Annotated in this window: 15 protein-coding genes; 10 read left to right on the top strand and 5 right to left on the bottom strand. The window is 65.6% G+C overall.

Annotated elements, in window-relative coordinates:
* Positions 1-766: 766 nt before the first annotated feature.
* The 9 genes from mdcA (at position 767) to mdcH (ending at position 8,900) form a co-directional block, all read left to right on the top strand.
* Positions 767-2,428, top strand: coding sequence for a malonate decarboxylase subunit alpha (gene mdcA / locus AWB68_RS37320; protein WP_087649242.1), 1,662 nt, complete (start codon positions 767-769; stop codon positions 2,426-2,428).
* The gene (locus tag AWB68_RS37325; protein ID WP_087649243.1) at positions 2,428-3,312 is read left to right on the top strand and encodes a triphosphoribosyl-dephospho-CoA synthase; all 885 of its coding nucleotides are present in this window, start codon (positions 2,428-2,430) and stop codon (positions 3,310-3,312) included. The genes mdcA and AWB68_RS37325 overlap by 1 nt, the downstream gene beginning before the upstream one ends.
* A 19-nt stretch (positions 3,313-3,331) precedes the next feature.
* Positions 3,332-3,640 (top strand): malonate decarboxylase subunit delta, encoded by a 309-nt coding sequence (locus AWB68_RS37330; RefSeq protein WP_087649244.1) that lies wholly within the window; start codon positions 3,332-3,334, stop codon positions 3,638-3,640.
* Between the two features lie 5 nt (positions 3,641-3,645).
* The gene (locus AWB68_RS37335) at positions 3,646-4,497 is read left to right on the top strand and encodes a biotin-independent malonate decarboxylase subunit beta (RefSeq protein WP_087649256.1); all 852 of its coding nucleotides are present in this window, start codon (positions 3,646-3,648) and stop codon (positions 4,495-4,497) included.
* Positions 4,494-5,312 carry a biotin-independent malonate decarboxylase subunit gamma gene (gene mdcE / locus AWB68_RS37340; RefSeq protein WP_087649245.1) on the top strand — a complete coding sequence of 273 codons (819 nt, stop codon included), beginning with the start codon at positions 4,494-4,496 and terminating at the stop codon, positions 5,310-5,312. Before AWB68_RS37335 ends, mdcE begins: the two co-directional genes overlap by 4 nt.
* A 784-nt stretch (positions 5,313-6,096) precedes the next feature.
* Positions 6,097-6,492 carry a malonate transporter subunit MadL gene (gene madL / locus AWB68_RS37345; protein WP_087649246.1) on the top strand — a complete coding sequence of 132 codons (396 nt, stop codon included), beginning with the start codon at positions 6,097-6,099 and terminating at the stop codon, positions 6,490-6,492.
* A gap of 14 nt (positions 6,493-6,506) precedes the next feature.
* Positions 6,507-7,274, top strand: coding sequence for a malonate transporter subunit MadM (madM, locus tag AWB68_RS37350; RefSeq protein WP_087649247.1), 768 nt, complete (start codon positions 6,507-6,509; stop codon positions 7,272-7,274).
* A 34-nt stretch (positions 7,275-7,308) separates the two neighbouring features.
* The gene (locus AWB68_RS37355; RefSeq protein ID WP_087649248.1) at positions 7,309-7,962 is read left to right on the top strand and encodes a malonate decarboxylase holo-ACP synthase; all 654 of its coding nucleotides are present in this window, start codon (positions 7,309-7,311) and stop codon (positions 7,960-7,962) included.
* On the top strand, positions 7,959-8,900 hold the full coding sequence (gene mdcH, locus AWB68_RS37360) for a malonate decarboxylase subunit epsilon (RefSeq protein WP_087649249.1): 942 nt from the start codon (positions 7,959-7,961) through the stop codon (positions 8,898-8,900). Before AWB68_RS37355 ends, mdcH begins: the two co-directional genes overlap by 4 nt.
* Before the next feature lie 132 nt (positions 8,901-9,032).
* On the opposite strand, the gene AWB68_RS37365 is transcribed toward mdcH, so the two are convergent.
* The 3 genes from AWB68_RS37365 to AWB68_RS37375 all read right to left on the bottom strand — a co-directional run bounded on the left by AWB68_RS37365 (position 9,033) and on the right by AWB68_RS37375 (position 12,539).
* A complete protein-coding gene (locus AWB68_RS37365; RefSeq protein ID WP_087649250.1) occupies positions 9,033-9,944 on the bottom strand; it encodes a LysR family transcriptional regulator in 912 nt (303 codons plus the stop codon).
* 342 nt (positions 9,945-10,286) lie between these two features.
* Positions 10,287-11,912, bottom strand: coding sequence for an FAD-dependent monooxygenase (locus tag AWB68_RS37370; protein ID WP_087649251.1), 1,626 nt, complete (start codon positions 11,910-11,912; stop codon positions 10,287-10,289).
* Positions 11,913-12,245: 333 nt separating this feature from the next.
* Positions 12,246-12,539, bottom strand: coding sequence for a hypothetical protein (locus AWB68_RS37375; RefSeq protein ID WP_087649252.1), 294 nt, complete (start codon positions 12,537-12,539; stop codon positions 12,246-12,248).
* Positions 12,540-12,737: 198 nt separating this feature from the next.
* On the opposite strand from AWB68_RS37375, the gene cynR reads away from it, so the two are divergent.
* Entirely contained in the window at positions 12,738-13,685 is a 948-nt protein-coding gene (gene cynR / locus AWB68_RS37380) for a transcriptional regulator CynR (RefSeq protein WP_235028716.1), read from the top strand.
* A gap of 285 nt (positions 13,686-13,970) precedes the next feature.
* Here cynR and AWB68_RS37390 read toward each other — a convergent pair whose 3' ends face one another.
* Both AWB68_RS37390 and AWB68_RS37395 read right to left on the bottom strand, forming a co-directional pair.
* Complete coding sequence (locus AWB68_RS37390; protein ID WP_087649257.1) at positions 13,971-14,315, bottom strand: response regulator; 345 nt, start codon at positions 14,313-14,315, stop codon at positions 13,971-13,973.
* Positions 14,316-14,578: 263 nt separating this feature from the next.
* Positions 14,579-15,736, bottom strand: a complete 1,158-nt coding sequence (locus tag AWB68_RS37395; RefSeq protein ID WP_087649255.1) for a 2-aminoethylphosphonate--pyruvate transaminase — start codon at positions 15,734-15,736, stop codon at positions 14,579-14,581.
* Positions 15,737-16,039: the final 303 nt, after the last annotated feature.

Raw genomic sequence — 16,039 nt, forward strand, 5'->3', positions numbered from 1 at the left:
GTTATGTCGGAGTGGTCCAACCGGGGGAGTGTCGTTAGCGGGGTTTCATCGTTGTTGGCATGTAGAAGAGGCACGGGCATCGCACCGCTATACAAAGTGGACCAGCAGTCATACATCCGGCCTCGCGCTTCGCGCTCACCCGTCAGGCAAAACCAACACCCATCGCTATCGCTATATCTACTTCCTACGTTCGTGCTTGCTGCATGCTTCAATTCCCACCGCTTGGCATACCGGTCGTCGGGCACGCAGTGCCAAGACGGATGAATGACTGCTGTTCCACTCCCTGTAGCGGTGCGACGTGCGCGCCTTTTCTACATGCCAACAACGCCAAAACCCCGCTAACGACACTCCCCCGGTTGGACCACTCAGACATAACGGTCTGGCGGCAACTGGCAAGCATTGACGGTGGGAAGCTGCTTTCTTTGCTTACTTTCTTTGCAGCAGCAAAGAAAGTGAGTCCCGCCCCGGACAGGGGCAGAGCTAATAAACCAAAATCAAAGCAAGTTCAATAGAAGCCTGAGTGCATCAAACGGTGTAACTCAACTCAACTCAACCCAACCCCACCCCAACCCCAAGCGCCAGCGGGAAAACCCCTACGTGTGGCGACAAAATCCCCCCAGCCCGGCCCCACAGCGGCCTCAGCGTCCCTAGCAGAACGATCATTACCCTGGTGATAACAGTCGCATTCCAAACGTGATTGAACCGCCGCCGCCCGCTCCCTAGACTTGCCACATACCCAGAGCGAGGCCACGAGCGAGATCACCCCATGTCCAGTCAAATCCAGTCCCAATCCCGCTGGGCCACGCGCCGCGCGGAAAAACATCGCCGCCTGGCGCGCGTCGCATCGATCGCGGATGGCGTCGTGCTACCCACCGACCGCATCGTCGACGTCCTGCAAAACCTGATTGCCCCCGGCGACCGCGTGGTCGTCGAGGGCAACAACCAGAAGCAGGCGGATTTCCTGTCGCGCTCGCTCGCCAAGGTCGACCCGGCGATCGTCCACGGCCTGCACCTGATCATCCCGGCCGTGAGCCGCGCCGAACACCTGGATCTCTTCGAGCGCGGCATCGCCAGAAAGCTCGACTTCGCCTTCGCCGGCGCGCAAAGCCTGCGCATCTCGCAGTTCCTGCAAGACGGCATCCTCGAAATCGGCGCGATCCATACCTACATCGAACTGTATGCGCGGCTCTACGTCGACCTGACGCCCAATGTGGTCCTGGTCGCGGGCTACAAGGCCGACCGGCAAGGCAATCTCTACACCGGCCCGAGCACCGAGGACACGCCCGCGCTCGTCGAAGCCGCAGCGTTCCGCGATGGCATCGTGATCGCGCAGGTCAATGAAATCGTCGACGACCCGAAAGACCTGCCGCGCGTCGACATTCCCGGCTCGTGGATCGACTTCGTGGTCCAGTCCGACAAGCCGTTCTTCATCGAGCCGCTCTTCACGCGCGATCCGCGCCTCATCACGCCGATCCAGGTGCTGATGGCGATGATGGCAATTCGCGGCATCTACGAGCGGCATCAGGTGCAGTCGCTCAATCACGGCATCGGCTTCAACACGGCGGCGATCGAGCTGATCCTGCCGACCTACGGCGAGAAGCTCGGCCTCAAGGGCAAGATCTGCCGCCACTGGACGCTGAACCCGCATCCGACGCTGATCCCCGCGATCGAAACCGGCTGGGTCGACAGCGTGCACTGTTTCGGCGGCGAACTCGGGATGGAAGCCTACGTCGCGCAACGGCCCGATGTCTTCTTCACGGGCCGCGACGGTTCGATGCGCTCCAACCGCATGATCTGCCAGCTCGCGGGGCAATACGCGGTCGACATGTTCATCGGCTCGACGCTGCAGATGGATGGCGCCGGCAACTCGTCGACGGTCACGCACGGGCGACTCACCGGCTTCGGCGGCGCGCCCAACATGGGCCACGATCCGCACGGCCGCCGCCATGCCACCCACGCGTGGCTCGATCTGCTGCAAACCGACAGCCCGCTCGAACGCGGCCGCAAGCTCGTGGTGCAGATGGTCGAGACTTTCCAGGCGGGCGGGCAGCCGACCATCGTCGAGTCGATCGATGCCGTGGAAGTCGGCCGCGAATCCGGCATGCCGCTCGCGCCGGTCATGATCTACGGCGACGACGTCACGCACGTGCTGACCGAAGAAGGTATCGCGTATCTCTACAAGGCGCGCTCGCTCGAACATCGCAAGGAGATGATCGCCGCCGTCGCGGGCGTGACGCCCATCGGCATGACGACGAGCGCGGACAAGCTGGCGGCGCTGCGGCGCGACGGCTTCGTCGCGCTGCCCGAGGACCTCGGCATTCATCGCAGCGAGGCGACCCGGTCGCTGCTGGCGGCGAAGAGCGTGGCCGATCTCGTCGACTGGTCGGACGGACTGTACGACCCGCCCGCACGCTTTCGGAGCTGGTAATGCGCGACAACCTCGCAATCCATGCGCAAGAGGCGCGCCGCGCCGCGCCCGGTCTTGCCGATCGTCTCGGCGAGCACGTGGTCGCGGCGCTGATCGAAGAAGTCACGCTCGCGCCGAAGCCCGGCCTCGTCGATATCCGCAGCCGCGGCGCGCATCACGACCTCGACTGGAAACTGATGTGCGCGTCGGCGGTGGCGCTGCAGCCGACCTTCGCGGAACTGGCGCGCGCGGGGATCGAAACGCGGCCGATGCCGGCATTGCGCGAGCGGATTGGCGCCATCGGCCGCGACGGCGAACGGCGCATGCTCGATACGACGCGCGGCGTGAACACGCATCGCGGCGCGATCTGGGCACTCGGCCTGCTCGTGACGGCGGCGGCCCGTGAACCGGCGGACCTCACGCCGGAAGGCGTCGCGGCGCGCGCCGGTGCCATCGCGCGGCTGCCCGATCGCCATGCGCCCGCGCTCACCGGCCACAAGGGCGAGCAGGCGTGCGTGGACTACAACGTCGGCGGCGCGCGAGGTCAGGCACAAGCCGGCTTTCCGCACGTCGTCGGAGCGGCGCTGCCGGAACTCGCGCGCTCGCGAATACGCGGCGACAGCGAGACGGCCGCGCGCCTGAACGCGCTGCTCGCCGTCATGGCGAGCCTCGACGACACCTGCGTGCTCGCACGCGGCGGACGCAGCGCACTTGCCGAAATGCAGCACGGCGCGCGGCGCGTGCTGGAGCACGGCGGCGCCGGGGCGCTTGCGGGCCGACGTCACCTGAAGATGCTCGACCGGCGCCTGGTCGACCTGCACGTATCGCCCGGCGGCGCCGCCGACCTGCTCGCCGCCGCACTCTTTCTGGACCGGCTTCAGGCCGAAACCAAACCCATCCATTGACGAAGGCATAGGAAAACATATGGAAACCATCGTCCTCGAATTCCCGGCGGGCCAGCCCGCAGCAGGCCGCGCGGTTGCGGGCGTGGTCGCATCGGGAGACCTCGAAGTCCTGCTCGAAGCGAACGCGGCGAACCGCACCGTGGTGAACATCACGACCTCCGTCGACGGCATGGGCCGCGTCTGGAACGCCGTGCTCGAACGCATCTTCGGCGACGGCTCGCTGCCCGCCGCCCGGCTCGAAATCAACGATTCGGGCGCGACGCCGGGTGTCGTGCGAATGCGCATCGGGCAGGTCCTCGAACAAGTGAATACTACCGGCGGAGCATGACGATCATGGATACACAGCAACTGCTCGAGCGCCAGAGCTTCATCGAACTCGATGCGCGCAGCCGCGCGAAAAAGCTGCTCGACGAAGGCACCTTCAGCGAACTCCTCGATCCGTTCGAGCGCGTGCGTTCGCCGTGGCTCGCGCTGCAAGGCATCGTGACCCAGGCCGACGACGGCACCGTGGTCGCGAAGGGCAAGATCGACGGGCAGCCCGCCGTCGTGCTCGCCATCGACGGCGGATTCCAGGGCGGCAGCATGGGCGAAGTCTCGGCGGCGAAGATCGCGGGCAGCCTCGAACTCGCGGCGGAAGACAACCGCAACGGCATTCCGACGCGCGCCGTGATTCTCTTCGAGACGGGCGGCGTGCGTTTGCAGGAGGCGAATCTCGGGCTCGCGGCGATCGCGGAGATTCACGCCGGCATCGTCGATTTGCGGCGCTATCAACCGGTGATCGGCATCACGGCCGGCCCGATCGGCTGCTATGGCGGCATGTCGATCGCCGCGGGTCTGTGCAGCTACCTGATCGCCACCCGCGAAGCGCGCCTCGGCCTCAACGGGCCGACGGTCATCGAGCAGGAGGCGGGCATCGCCGAATTCGACTCGCGCGACCGCCCGATGATCTGGAGCTTCACCGGCTGCGAACAGCGCCACAAGACGGGACTGGTCGACGTGTACGTCGCCGACGACGCCGATGCGATCCGCGCGTCCGTCATCGAACGCTTTCGCGCGGGACGTCCCGAAGCGTGCCGCAGCGAACGCGTCGCGGGCTTCCTCACGCGGCTTTCCGAAATCGATCCGCGCGTGCAGGCCACGCCGGAACAAGCGGTCGCCATCTACGGCAAGGGATTTCAGTCATGAGCACACAAGAGCTTTCGAAGCGCGGCGCGGTGTGGCTCGACGCGCTCACCTACAGCGCGCCGTTGCAGCCGGGCTATCCGCCTTCGGTGCGCATCGTCGACGCGCGGCTCGGCGACCATCCCGCGCGCTATATCGCCGTGGTGCCCGACCCCGACAACCCGTATCCGCGTGCGCGCAGCGGCGAGGTCGGTCTGATCGAGGGATGGGAAGTGGCGCGGGCGGTGCGTGAAGTCGTCGATGCCGATGCAGCGCGTGCCGAGAAGCGCGCGATCGTCGCGGTCATCGATGTGGCGAGCCAGGCGTATGGACGACGCGAGGAAGCGTACGGCATCCATCAGGCGCTCGCCGGCGCCGCCGATGCCTACGCGAGTGCGCGTCTCGCCGGTCATCCGGTGATCGGGCTGATCGTCGGGCGCGCGATGTCTGGGGCGTTTCTCGCGCACGGCTATCAGGCCAACCGCTTGATCGCGCTCTCCGATCCGCAGGTCATGGTTCACGCGATGGGCAAGGAATCCGCCGCGCGGGTCACGCTGCGCACGGTCGCCGATCTCGAAGCGTTCACGGCTCACGTGCCGCCGATGGCTTATGACATTGGCAACTACGCGTCGCTCGGGCTGCTTTGGAAACTGCTGAGCGTGAGCAACGCCGATGCGCCGGATGGCGCGGATCAGGGCATCGTCGAGAAGGCTCTGCAGGACGCTTTGGATGACATTCGCGCCGATCCGTCGCGGGGGCTTGAGAGCCGGCTCGGCAGCGTGCACAGGACGGCTTCGGCGACGGTTCGGCGGAAGTTGCGGGAGAAATGGGGGAAGTAGTCGCTGGCGCTTGGGGTTTGGTGTCGCTGGCGCTTGGGGGTGGGGTGGGTTCGTGTTTACGCCGTTTGATGTCGATGCGCTTCCATGGAACTTGTTTTCTTAGCGGTTTATTTGCTCTGCCCCTGTCCGGGGCGGGACTCACTTTCTTTGCTGCTGCAAAGAAAGTAAGCAAAGAAAGCAGCTTCCCACCGCCAGCCCTAACCCGTCTTCACTCGCGCTTGAAACGGAGTGGTTCAACCGGGGGAGTGTCGTTAGCGGGGTTTCCCCGTTGTTGGCATGTAGACAAGGCGCGCGCGTCGCACCGCGACAGGGAGTGGATCAGCAGTCATTCATCCGTCCTGGCACTTCGTGCCCGACGAAAGGTCTGCTAACGGTGGTGAATTGAAGCGTCAGCAAACGCAAACGTAGCGAGGTAACGATGGGTTTTAGTTTTACATGACGGGTGAGCGCGTAGCGCGAGGCTGGATGTATGACTGCTGGTCCACTTCGTATAGCGGTGCGATGCCCGTGCCTCTTCTACATGCCAACAACGGGGAAACCCCGCTAACGACACTCCCCCGGTTGGACCACTCAGACATAACGGTCTAGCGGTGCATGGCAAGGATTGGCGTTGGAAAGCTGCTTTCTTTGCTTACTTTCTTTGCAGCAGCAAAGAAAGTGAGTCCCGCCCCGGACAGGGGCAGAGCTAAAAAACCAAAAACAAAACAAGTTCCATAGAAGCACAAGCGCATCAAACGGTGTAACCCACACCCCAAGCGCCAGCGACATTAAACGGAGACACGAAATGATCATCTACGGAACCGCACTACTCGCGTTCTGCCATCTGGCAGGACTCTTCATCGGAGACTTGCTCGGCATCGCCATCGGCGTAAAAACCAACGTCGGTGGTGTCGGCATCGCGATGCTGCTGCTGATTTTCCTGCGCCTCTACCTCCACAAGAAAGGGCTGCTGCCAAAGGAAACCGAAGCCGGCGTGGGCTTCTGGGGTGCGATGTATATCCCCGTGGTAGTCGCAATGGCCGCCAACCAGAACGTCGTGGCCGCGCTCAAAGGCGGTCCCGTCGCGCTGCTGTCAGCCCTGGCGGCAGCGGCCGTCTGTGCATGCTGTATCGCCGTCCTGTCCCGCACCGGTCGCGATAACACGTCGTTCGTCAACGCGCCGCACCTCGAAGAAATCTGAAGGAGGAGTCCGTCATGTTGCAAATCCTAGACAAGAATCTGATCCAGAACGGCCTCGTCACCGCGTTTGCGCTGGTCGGCCTCATCATGTGGATATCGTCGCTTATCTCGCGCAAGCTGACCTTCGGCCGCGTGCACGGCTCGGCGATCGCGATCGTGATCGGCCTCGTGCTCGCCTATGTCGGCGGCGCGTTCACCGGCGGCCAGAAAGGTCTCGCCGACCTGCCGCTCTTCACCGGCATCGGCCTGATGGGCGGCGCGATGCTGCGCGACTTCGCCATCGTCGCAACGGCGTTCGAAGTGCAGGCGACCGAAGCGCGCAAGGCGGGCATGATCGGCGTGCTGTCGCTGCTGCTCGGGACCGTGTTGCCGTTCATCGTCGGCGCGAGCATCGCCTATGCGTTCGGCTACACCGATCCGGTCAGCATGACGACCATCGGCGCGGGCGCGGTCACGTACATCGTGGGACCGGTGACGGGCGCGGCGATTGGCGCAAGCTCCGACGTGATCGCACTCAGCATCGCGACGGGTCTCATCAAGGCGATCATCGTGATGATCGGCACGCCGCTCGCGGCCGGCTTCATGGGACTGAAGACGCCGCGTTCCGCGATGATCTTCGGCGGACTGGCCGGGACCGTGAGCGGCGTGAGCGCGGGCCTCGCCGCGACCGACCGGCGCCTCGTCCCGTACGGCGCGCTGATCGCGACGTTTCACACGGGCGTCGGCTGCCTGCTCGGACCGTCGGTGCTGTTCTTTGCAACCAGGGCGTTGATGGCCGCTTGATCGCAGGTGAGCACGACCACCAAGGAGAAGCCCTTTGTCGATCGCTGATGAACAGTTCAATCCGCACGACCTCCTGTGGGTCAGGGAACCGGCCGACGTTCGTTCGCTATCGGAAGCAGTGCCGGCATGGGCTTCGCGGGCGTGGCTCTCGGTTGCACCGGTGGTCGTGCGGCGCGCAGCGGCCGGCGAAGGTGGGCTGGTGCCCGTCGGGCTGCGCGGGCGTGCACGCCACGAGCGCTTCGCGGCCTACGTGGCGCGCGGGCACATTGCGCGTCACGTCACGCCCGAGGCGCTCGCGCAGGCGCACGGATGGCGCACAGACGCCGCGCTCGCGGACCTGCCGTGCGTGCGCGCACTGAGCCGCATCGCGCCGGAACTCGACGGGCTTCGGTTGACGTGGGGCATCACCGGCAGCGTCGGCTTCGCGCTTGCAAGTGGCGTGAGCACGCTGCGCCCGGACAGCGACCTCGATCTCCTGCTGCGCGCGGCATACCCGCTGTCTCGCGACGAAGCCCGCGCACTCGTCGCGCTGCTGCAAGTGGCGCCGGCTCGAATCGACATGCAGGTCGATACCGGCCACGGCGGCTTCGCGCTCGCGGAGTGGGCCAGCCAGGCGGATCGCGTGCTGCTGAAGACGGCGAGCGGTCCCCTGCTCGTGGCCGATCCCTGGGCGGAGGACGCATCATGAGCGTGCTATTCACGTTTCCGGGCCAAGGCGCGCAGCGCGCCGGCATGTTGCACGCGCTGCCGGTTCATCGCGAGGTCGCGCGCACACTGGACGAAGCCAGCGACACGCTCGGCCACGACGTCCGCGCCCTCGATACCGCCGATGCGCTGCGCTCCACCGTGGCGGTCCAGCTTTGCCTGCTGGTCGCGGGCGTCGCTCAGGGCCGCTGGATGAGCGAGCATGGCTACGCGCCCGACATCGTCGCGGGGCTTTCGATCGGCGCCTATCCGGCCGCCGTGATCGCGGGCGCGCTGCCCTATGCCGACGCGCTCAGGCTCGTCGCGTTGCGCGGGCAGTTGATGGAACGCGCCTACCCGGCGGGCTACGGCATGACCGCGGTCATCGGCATGACGCAGCGCGCACTCGAACGGCTGATCGCGGAGGTGAACAGCGCCGCGACGCCGGTCTTCCTGGCGAACATCAACGCGGAAACGCAGATGGTGGTGGCAGGCAGCGACGCCGCCATGCAGCGCCTCGCGACGCTTGCGGCCGAACGCGGCGCGCATCGCTGCGAGCGTCTGGACGTGGCCGTGCCTTCGCATTGCGCATTGCTCGACGAATCCGCCGCCGCGCTCGCCGACGCCTTCGCCAAGGTCACCATGCACGCGCCTCGCATCGTGTATTTGAGCGGCAGCATCGCGCGGCCGCTTTTCGACGGGGCGCGGATCGCGTCCGATCTCGCCGGCAACATGGCGCGGCAGGTGCGTTGGCACGACACGATGCGGCTTGCGTGGGAACGCGGTGCCCGCCTCGCGATCGAGATGCCGCCGGCCAATGTGCTGACCCGGATGAGCAGCGCGGTTTTCGCGGAGGGGATCGCGGTGAGTTGCAGCGAAACCTCGGTGAGCGATCTGGGCGCGCTCATCGAGAAGGAGCGCAGGCGCGAGCGGGAGGTCTAAAAACGCGGCCTCGACGAGCGGCCAGGTGCTGTTTGCACCTTTACAACACCGGTTGAGCCCGACCTGAGGCGCAGCGGTTACCCCTGACATGGGCAACGCCAAAAGACCGCGAAGAAACCCATGCGCCAGCGATCACCCGCCCCGCGTGCGAAGACGGCACACAGCCATGAGCGCCAGCAGATTCGGATCGCGCTCGCGCGCTCGCAGGAAACTCACGCCGATCGTCTGGCGCATCAGGTATTGCGGCTTGAGCGGAATGAACTGCACCTTGTCGCCGAAGACATCGCGCACCCGCCCCGGCAACAGCGTATAGCCGACGCCGCCGCTCACGAGGTTCATCAGCGAGAAGATATCGCCGACTCTCATGGTCACGTTCGGCGTGAAATCCGCCACGCGAAACGCGTCCATGAAGCCGTGATACGTCACGAACCCATCGCCGAGCGAAACGAAGGTCTCGTCGCGGCAGTCCCGCAAATCGACCGCTTCCTGATTCGCGTACGGCGAGCCGGCGGGCGCCGCGAAGAAGATGTCGTCTTCGAAAAGCGGGATCGACTCGACTTCCGGCTCGGATTCCGGCACGGCCATCAGGGCCGCGTCGATGACGCCCCGCTTCAGCTTGTCGAGCAACTCGGCATTCGGCCCGAGCACGAGCTCGACGTGAAGCGTCGGCCGCCGCACCTTGATGTCGACGACCACGCCGGGCACCGTCCTGATGGTCAGCGAGTAGAGCGAGCCGATCCTCAGCCGGTCCGACGAATAGCCCGCGGCCTCGCGCGTCGCGCGAATGCCGTCGGACATCAGCGTGAGCACCTCGTTCGCCACATCGGCGAGCATTTGCGCGGCTTCCGTCGACTTGAGGTTGCGGCCTTCGTGCCGGAACAACGCGCATCTCACGCCCTGTTCGAGTGAATGCAGCGCCCGATGCACGCTGACGGTGCTCACGTTCAGCGCCTCGGCCGCCTTCGACAGGTTTCCCGTCTCCATGAAGGCGAGCAGGACTTCCAGCTTGCGAAAGGTGATCTCGTCGTCGATTCGGTCGCGCATCTCATGCCGGGGAAGGGTCGAATCCTGACGATTATCGGCTCGTGGCGCCGCTCCCACCAATAGCGATATGCCCTGCTCGCCTGAATGACAGCGCAAAAAAGCCGAAAGCCCCGACGCGCGACGCGGCGGGGCCTCCTCTCAGCTTATTGCGGCGATGGGAAGTAGTAGGGACGGTTTTACTCTACCGAGCCAGAACGCTTCCTGCATCGCCATTTCCCGCTCTGCGGCGGATAAGGAAAATGTACATACAAATCACGGACCCATACGTACGGCTTCCCACACTGGCCGTGTCTAAGTGATCCACAAACACGAGCGGCGAACGCAAACGCCGCAGCAGTCTCCTCAAGACTGCCCGACGCGCTCGTCAGACACACCCAGCGACTGTCCCAACCAGTTCTCCACGGCTTGTGCCGTGCAAGCGTCGCTGCGCCAGCCGATATGCCCGTCGGGCCTGACGATCCATGCCGTGCCGGCCGGCGCGCCGAACGCCGCTGCGAATTCGCTCGCGGAATCGGTCAGCACCGTGATCCGTTCGTCGTGCGGCACGTCGGAGCCCGGTGCAGCGACGATCACGCCCGCAGCGCCTTCCCCCAGCGCCGCATGCAACGCGCGATAACCTTCCATGAAGCCATCGAGCCGAGCGTCCGCAGCGTCATCGACATAGCCGACCAGCACATGCCGCCCACGCCCGACGAATTCCTGCAGGCGCCGCGCATGACCGATGAACGCCTGCGTCAGCCCGCCCACCTCGGGCGCACGATCACCGGGAGCGGGCAGAGCGGCATCGAGTTGCGGGCATGCATCGAGAACGATCGGACTGCCGCGATAGGTGACGAGCAGTTGCGTCTCGCGCATCGCCGGCATGCTCGCTTCGCGCACCAGCACGGCGTTCAATGCGGCGCTCGTCGACTGGACCACATCCAGCCCGACCGGACGGCGCTCCGCCGAATAGCTGTCGAGCAGCCGCGCATCGGCGATGCCTTTCGACACGAGCGACAGTTTCCACCCAAGATTGTGCGCATCCTGCAGCCCCGTGTTCATCCCCTGACCGCCGACCGGCGGATGGATATGGGCGGCGTCGCCGGCGATGAACGCTCGCCCGCGTCCATACGCCGACGCGATCCGATGGCTCACGCGATAAACCGACGACCAGCGCATCGACGACAGCCGCGTGCCGTCCGGAAGCGCGGGCAACATGAGGCGGCAGATGGTGTCGAAATCCGGCGCGGTCGTTTCGGCAAGCTGCGCGGCATCGTCCTCCGACCCGACGATGATCGAGAGCCGGTAGCGGTTCACGGAGCCGCGGATCGGCACGGCGGCGAGCGACGTTTGCGGACGCTCGCCGCCGCTCCAGTTGAAGCGGTACATCGGCCCGCGCGGCAATCCCCAGTCGACGTCGAGATCGGCGAGTGCGAAGGTCTGCGGATACTTGCCGCCTTCGTAGGCCAGCGCCAGTTGCGAGCGCACCTTGCTGTGCGCGCCGTCGCAGCCGGCGAGCCAGCGGCAGTGCAGCGTGCGCGCCTCGCCGTGCGGCCCGGAGAGCGCGGCAGCGACCACGTCGCCGGTCTCGACGAAGCCGTCGAGCGTCCAGCCGTAGTCCACATGCCCGCCGCGCTCGGCAAGCGCGGCTTCGAGCAGCCGCTCGGTTTCGTACTGCGCGAGCGACAGCGAGCCATACGGCAGGCCGTGCCTCGGCACCTGCATGCTCTGCTCGGGCACCGGCGCACCGTCGCGCCAGGTTTCGATGCCGGTGATCCAGACGCCCGCGTCGATGGCGCGACCGGCGATACCGATGTCTTCGAAGACTTCCAGCGTGCGCGCCGTCACGCCGAGCGCCTTGCAGAAATACGCGCGCTGCGGATGCTGGTCGATCACCCGGACATCGACGCCGTCGCGCCGCAACTCGGTTGCGAGCAACAGCCCGACCGGCCCGGCGCCGACGATCAGAACATCGGTGGAATCGTGCATGAGGACCCTCCGCGACTACGCGGCCGGTGCTTCACCGGGCCGCGACGGTTGACGATGGCTTGCGAGCGGGCGGGCGGCAATGGATGGCGCCATCGCGCCCGGTGGCGGCGATCGTCGCGACCGGGCATAGGCGAAGGCCTGCGTTTCGACCATCCGTGCGCGCTTGTCGTGCAGAACCCGCGAAGGGGAACAAGGTCGCGCCCAGGTTCCGATGATAGATCGGCGGCGCCGGTATGGCGATGATGTCGCGAGTCGATGCGATTCACGGGCATCGACCGGGATCGGACGAACGACTGAAAACGTGCGGCTTACGGCGCCGCCCCGGAAGCTACGTTACTCCGCCGGATTGCGTAGCAGACGCCGTCCGACGGCTCCGTTCCTCGAATAGGAACACACGCGCCCGCGCCGGCGATACGACGCCCCGCCGCGAACAGCGGTTCTTTCACGCCCGCGCCCGTGCAGAGGCGCGGGCTCCGGCGCCGGTTCGGTTTCCTCGCCAAGATGGGCGAAACGTCCGTGCGTCTCGTTCTTCGCCAACACGTCCTGCGGAAGCAAATCCGCGAGGGTGAACGTCGCGTACGCTCCGAGCGCGACGACAATCACCGCGGCCACGATCACCATCTCCATGCCGGTCTCCTCAAAAGCCTCACAAGCGAACACGGTCCTGCTCGCCCCCACCCGTGACATACAATCGGCCCCTGAGCCCCGGCTTCCTGCCGGCAGCGGAATCGTTCGGACGTCTCGCAATCATTGTGCCGAGCGCGATTTGCGTCGTCCAAGACTGGATTCGGATGAAGGCGATAAGAAAAGCTTATGGAGAAGAGCGTGCTGCTTCGTCACATCCGCTACCTGATCGCGGTCGCCGAGCAAGGCAATTTCACGCGGGCCGCCGAGACGCTTCGGGTGTCGCAGCCCGCCCTCTCGCAACAGATCCGTCAATTGGAAGACGATCTGGGCGGGCAACTTTTCGATCGCAGCGGGCGGACGGTTCGCCTGACCGACTTCGGGCTCGCCTATGTCGGGTATGCGCGGCAAGCCTTGCTCGATCTCGAGGCCGGCCAGAGAGCGCTGCACGACGTGCGCGACCTGTCGCGCGGACACGTGCGCCTCGCGATCACGCCGACCTTCACCGAATACCTGGTGGCACCGCTCGTCGGCCAGTTTCGTGCGTTGCATCCGGGAATCAGCATCGAGATCGCCGAGCTGTCGCTGGAAGCCATCGAGACCGCGCTCGGCGACGATCAGGTCGACCTGGCGATCGGCTTCTCCGATGTGCGTTCCGACGACATCGAGGTTGCACCGCTATTCGCCGAACGGCTGACGCTCGTTGCAGGCGGCGCTCATCCGCTCACGCGAGCCTCGGACGCCATCGTGCCGGCTCGACTCGCGGAACTCGATCTCGCCTTGTTGACCAGCAACTTCGTTGCGCGCGGCTACGCGGACGAGTATTTCCGCCTCCATCGCATCAAGCCGAGGATCGCGTTGCAGGCCAACTCCATCAGCGCGGTGCTGAAGATCGTCCGGCGCGGCGAAATCGCGACGATCCTGCCGGGTGCCATGCGACACGAGCACCGGGACCTGTCGTACGTGCCGCTCGATCCGCCGTTCGCCCCGCGCACGGTCGCGCTGCTCAGGCGCCGGGGTGCGTATCGCACGGTGGCTTCCGTTGCGTTCTGCGCGCTGCTGGAAGACCTGCTGGACACGGGCGAACTGGCCGGCGTGCAGGCGTTCGCGGGCGTCGACGGTGAAGAGGACCGAGCGCAGCGACGATAGGAAAGCAGCGCATCACGCATCACGCGACAAGCGCGCCAACACACTCGCGACAATGCGATCGCACGCGCACCCGCCGAAGTCGAAAATATCGTGCTCCAGACGCCCGAGCGTTTCGTACAACGAGGCGCGCAACAAGCTTTCCTTCAGCTCGCTGCTTCGCGTGATCGAGATGCTCGACGAACGCCGGCCCGACTTCAAATGGGGGGCGACGCGTTGAAGTCCCCTTCCATGACATTCGATGTCGTGAGCTGCCGCGCTGTTTCCAGATCGTTCGCTTTTATCCGGTCAGCATCCGTTGATCGCGTTCTCCAGCGCCTCCTGCGAGATGGGCTTCAGCAGGTAGCCGTCGAACGCGCTCAACTCCTCGGCGCTCAGGTTCGCCCGCCCCGTCACCGCGACGACGCACGCCTGCGCGCTTTTGCTCGCCTTTCGGAGTTGCTGGCAGAGTTCCCGTCCGTCGGCGTCCGGCAGGCCGATGTCGAGAAAGATCGCGTCGTACGCGTTGGCGGCGGTCAGCGCCAGCGCCGAATGCCCGTCGTAAGCGACCTCGGGGTCGTGGCCGATCGATGCCGCGAGCGCGGCAAAGGCGTCGGCGAGGCGGGGGTCGTCTTCGATGAAAAGAATGCGCATGATCGGTTCCCGCATGGAAGATTCGGCATCGGCGTCGCGTCTTCCGAACGCGCGCAACCCGTGCGTGGCATGGTGAGTCGCCGCCGCATCCGTCCGCCACGCGCCGTGCGTTCGAAAGGATTCGGCGGCCTCGTCAATCCCGCCTTTTCTGTCTCCGAGCAGCGTTTGTACCTGAAGGCGGCAGCGCGCGAATTCCGCTCACCGGCCGGCCGGTGCGCAAGGCGCTCACGCGCCGGCGGCGAGTGCCAACTCCCGCCCGATGCTCACGCGGCCTGCGTCGAAGGCGCGCTCACGCCCATCACCCTCAGCAATTCGCGAACGGCATCGAGCGCGCCGTGCATCTCGCGCTCGCCGAGCCGTCCGATGCAGCCCATGCGGAACGAATCGGCGACCGTCAGCTTGCCCGGATAAATGACGAACCCGCGTTCCTTCAGGCCATCGTAGAAGCGCTGGAAGTCGAAGCGCGGATCATCCAGCATGTGGAACGTCACGATAATCGGCGCCTGCAACTCCGCCGCCAGCAAGGGCTTGAATCCGAGCGCCGCCATGCCGTCGAGCAGGATGCGGCAATTGTTCCGGTAACGCCCGCCGCGACCCGGCACGCCGCCCTCCGTCGTGAATTCCTGCAACGCCTGATGCAACGCGACGATGACGTGCGTCGGCGGCGTGAAGCGGTATTGCCCCGTTTTCTCGAAATTGGACCACTGGTCATGCAGGTCGAGGACGAGCGTCGTCGCGTTGCCCTGCGACGCTTCGAGCGCCGCGCGCCGGCAAATGACGAAGCCGAGTCCCGGCACACCTTCGATGCACTTGTTCGACGATGCCGTGATCGCGTCGGCACGCACCGCGCGGGCGTCGAGCGGCACGGCGCCGAAGGCACTCATCGAATCGATCAGGTAGCCCTTGCCATATTGCGCCGCCAGCGCGCCGATCTCCTCGACCGGATTGAGAATGCCCGAAGTCGTCTCGCAATGGACCGCGAAGACATGCGTGATCGACGGCGTGCGCTTGAGGATCGCCTCGACCTTCTTGAGGTCGGGCGGCGCGTCTTCGGCGGTCTGGTGCACGACCGTCTTGCGTCCGGCGATATCGAGGATGCGCTTCGCACGCAGTCCGTACGCGCCGTTCACGAGGACGAGAACCTTGCCCTTCGGCGGCACGAGGCTCGTCAGCATCGCCTCGACGGCGAAGGTGCCGGAACCCTGCACCGGCACGGTCACGTAGTCCTCTCCCCCATTCGCGATCTCGCACAACTGCGCGAGCACGGCCTTGTTGATCGCGATGAAGTTCGCGTCGCGCGAGCCCCAGTCGTGGAGCATCGCGGCCTTGACGCTGCGCGAGGTGGTCAGCGGGCCGGGAGTCAGCAGAAACGGATCGCCCGTTTCGGATGCGAATGGCGCGGTCGGCTTGGAAAGTGGCATGGATATTCGTCCGGAGTCAGGTCGCAAAGGTAAGACAAAGTGAGACACGCGCCGCGAGGCGCAAGGCGCGGCCGGTCGCGCGGGCGAGCGGCGGGTGAAACGGTGATCGGCGAAGCCACGGCGTGGACGCCGCTCCCTGCATTTTGCCAAGGCCGCGGGCGCAGTGCCGGCCGTGACGCTGCGAATCCTGGAAATTGCACATGATCCGCCCGGCAGTGCGTCATGATTTTAGATACAAATCATCCCGAATAATAGAATTTATCGGTTGACGATCGGTTCGGTGTTGGTCTACATTTGATTCAA

Origin of the sequence: Caballeronia choica, assembly GCF_001544535.1 — a bacterium.
In the GTDB taxonomy this organism is placed as follows: Bacteria; Pseudomonadota; Gammaproteobacteria; order Burkholderiales; family Burkholderiaceae; genus Caballeronia; species Caballeronia choica.

What these genes read in the sequence shown, in the direction of transcription:
- mdcA (WP_087649242.1), top strand. Translation starts at nt 767, where the DNA reads ATGTCCAGTCAAATCCAGTCCCAATCCCGCTGGGCCACGCGCCGCGCG.
- AWB68_RS37325 (WP_087649243.1), top strand. Translation starts at nt 2,428, where the DNA reads ATGCGCGACAACCTCGCAATCCATGCGCAAGAGGCGCGCCGCGCCGCG.
- AWB68_RS37330 (WP_087649244.1), top strand. Translation starts at nt 3,332, where the DNA reads ATGGAAACCATCGTCCTCGAATTCCCGGCGGGCCAGCCCGCAGCAGGC.
- AWB68_RS37335 (WP_087649256.1), top strand. Translation starts at nt 3,646, where the DNA reads ATGGATACACAGCAACTGCTCGAGCGCCAGAGCTTCATCGAACTCGAT.
- mdcE (WP_087649245.1), top strand. Translation starts at nt 4,494, where the DNA reads ATGAGCACACAAGAGCTTTCGAAGCGCGGCGCGGTGTGGCTCGACGCG.
- madL (WP_087649246.1), top strand. Translation starts at nt 6,097, where the DNA reads ATGATCATCTACGGAACCGCACTACTCGCGTTCTGCCATCTGGCAGGA.
- madM (WP_087649247.1), top strand. Translation starts at nt 6,507, where the DNA reads ATGTTGCAAATCCTAGACAAGAATCTGATCCAGAACGGCCTCGTCACC.
- mdcH (WP_087649249.1), top strand. Translation starts at nt 7,959, where the DNA reads ATGAGCGTGCTATTCACGTTTCCGGGCCAAGGCGCGCAGCGCGCCGGC.
- AWB68_RS37365 (WP_087649250.1), bottom strand. Translation starts at nt 9,944, where the DNA reads ATGCGCGACCGAATCGACGACGAGATCACCTTTCGCAAGCTGGAAGTC.
- AWB68_RS37370 (WP_087649251.1), bottom strand. Translation starts at nt 11,912, where the DNA reads ATGCACGATTCCACCGATGTTCTGATCGTCGGCGCCGGGCCGGTCGGG.
- AWB68_RS37375 (WP_087649252.1), bottom strand. Translation starts at nt 12,539, where the DNA reads ATGGAGATGGTGATCGTGGCCGCGGTGATTGTCGTCGCGCTCGGAGCG.
- AWB68_RS37390 (WP_087649257.1), bottom strand. Translation starts at nt 14,315, where the DNA reads ATGCGCATTCTTTTCATCGAAGACGACCCCCGCCTCGCCGACGCCTTT.
- AWB68_RS37395 (WP_087649255.1), bottom strand. Translation starts at nt 15,736, where the DNA reads ATGCCACTTTCCAAGCCGACCGCGCCATTCGCATCCGAAACGGGCGAT.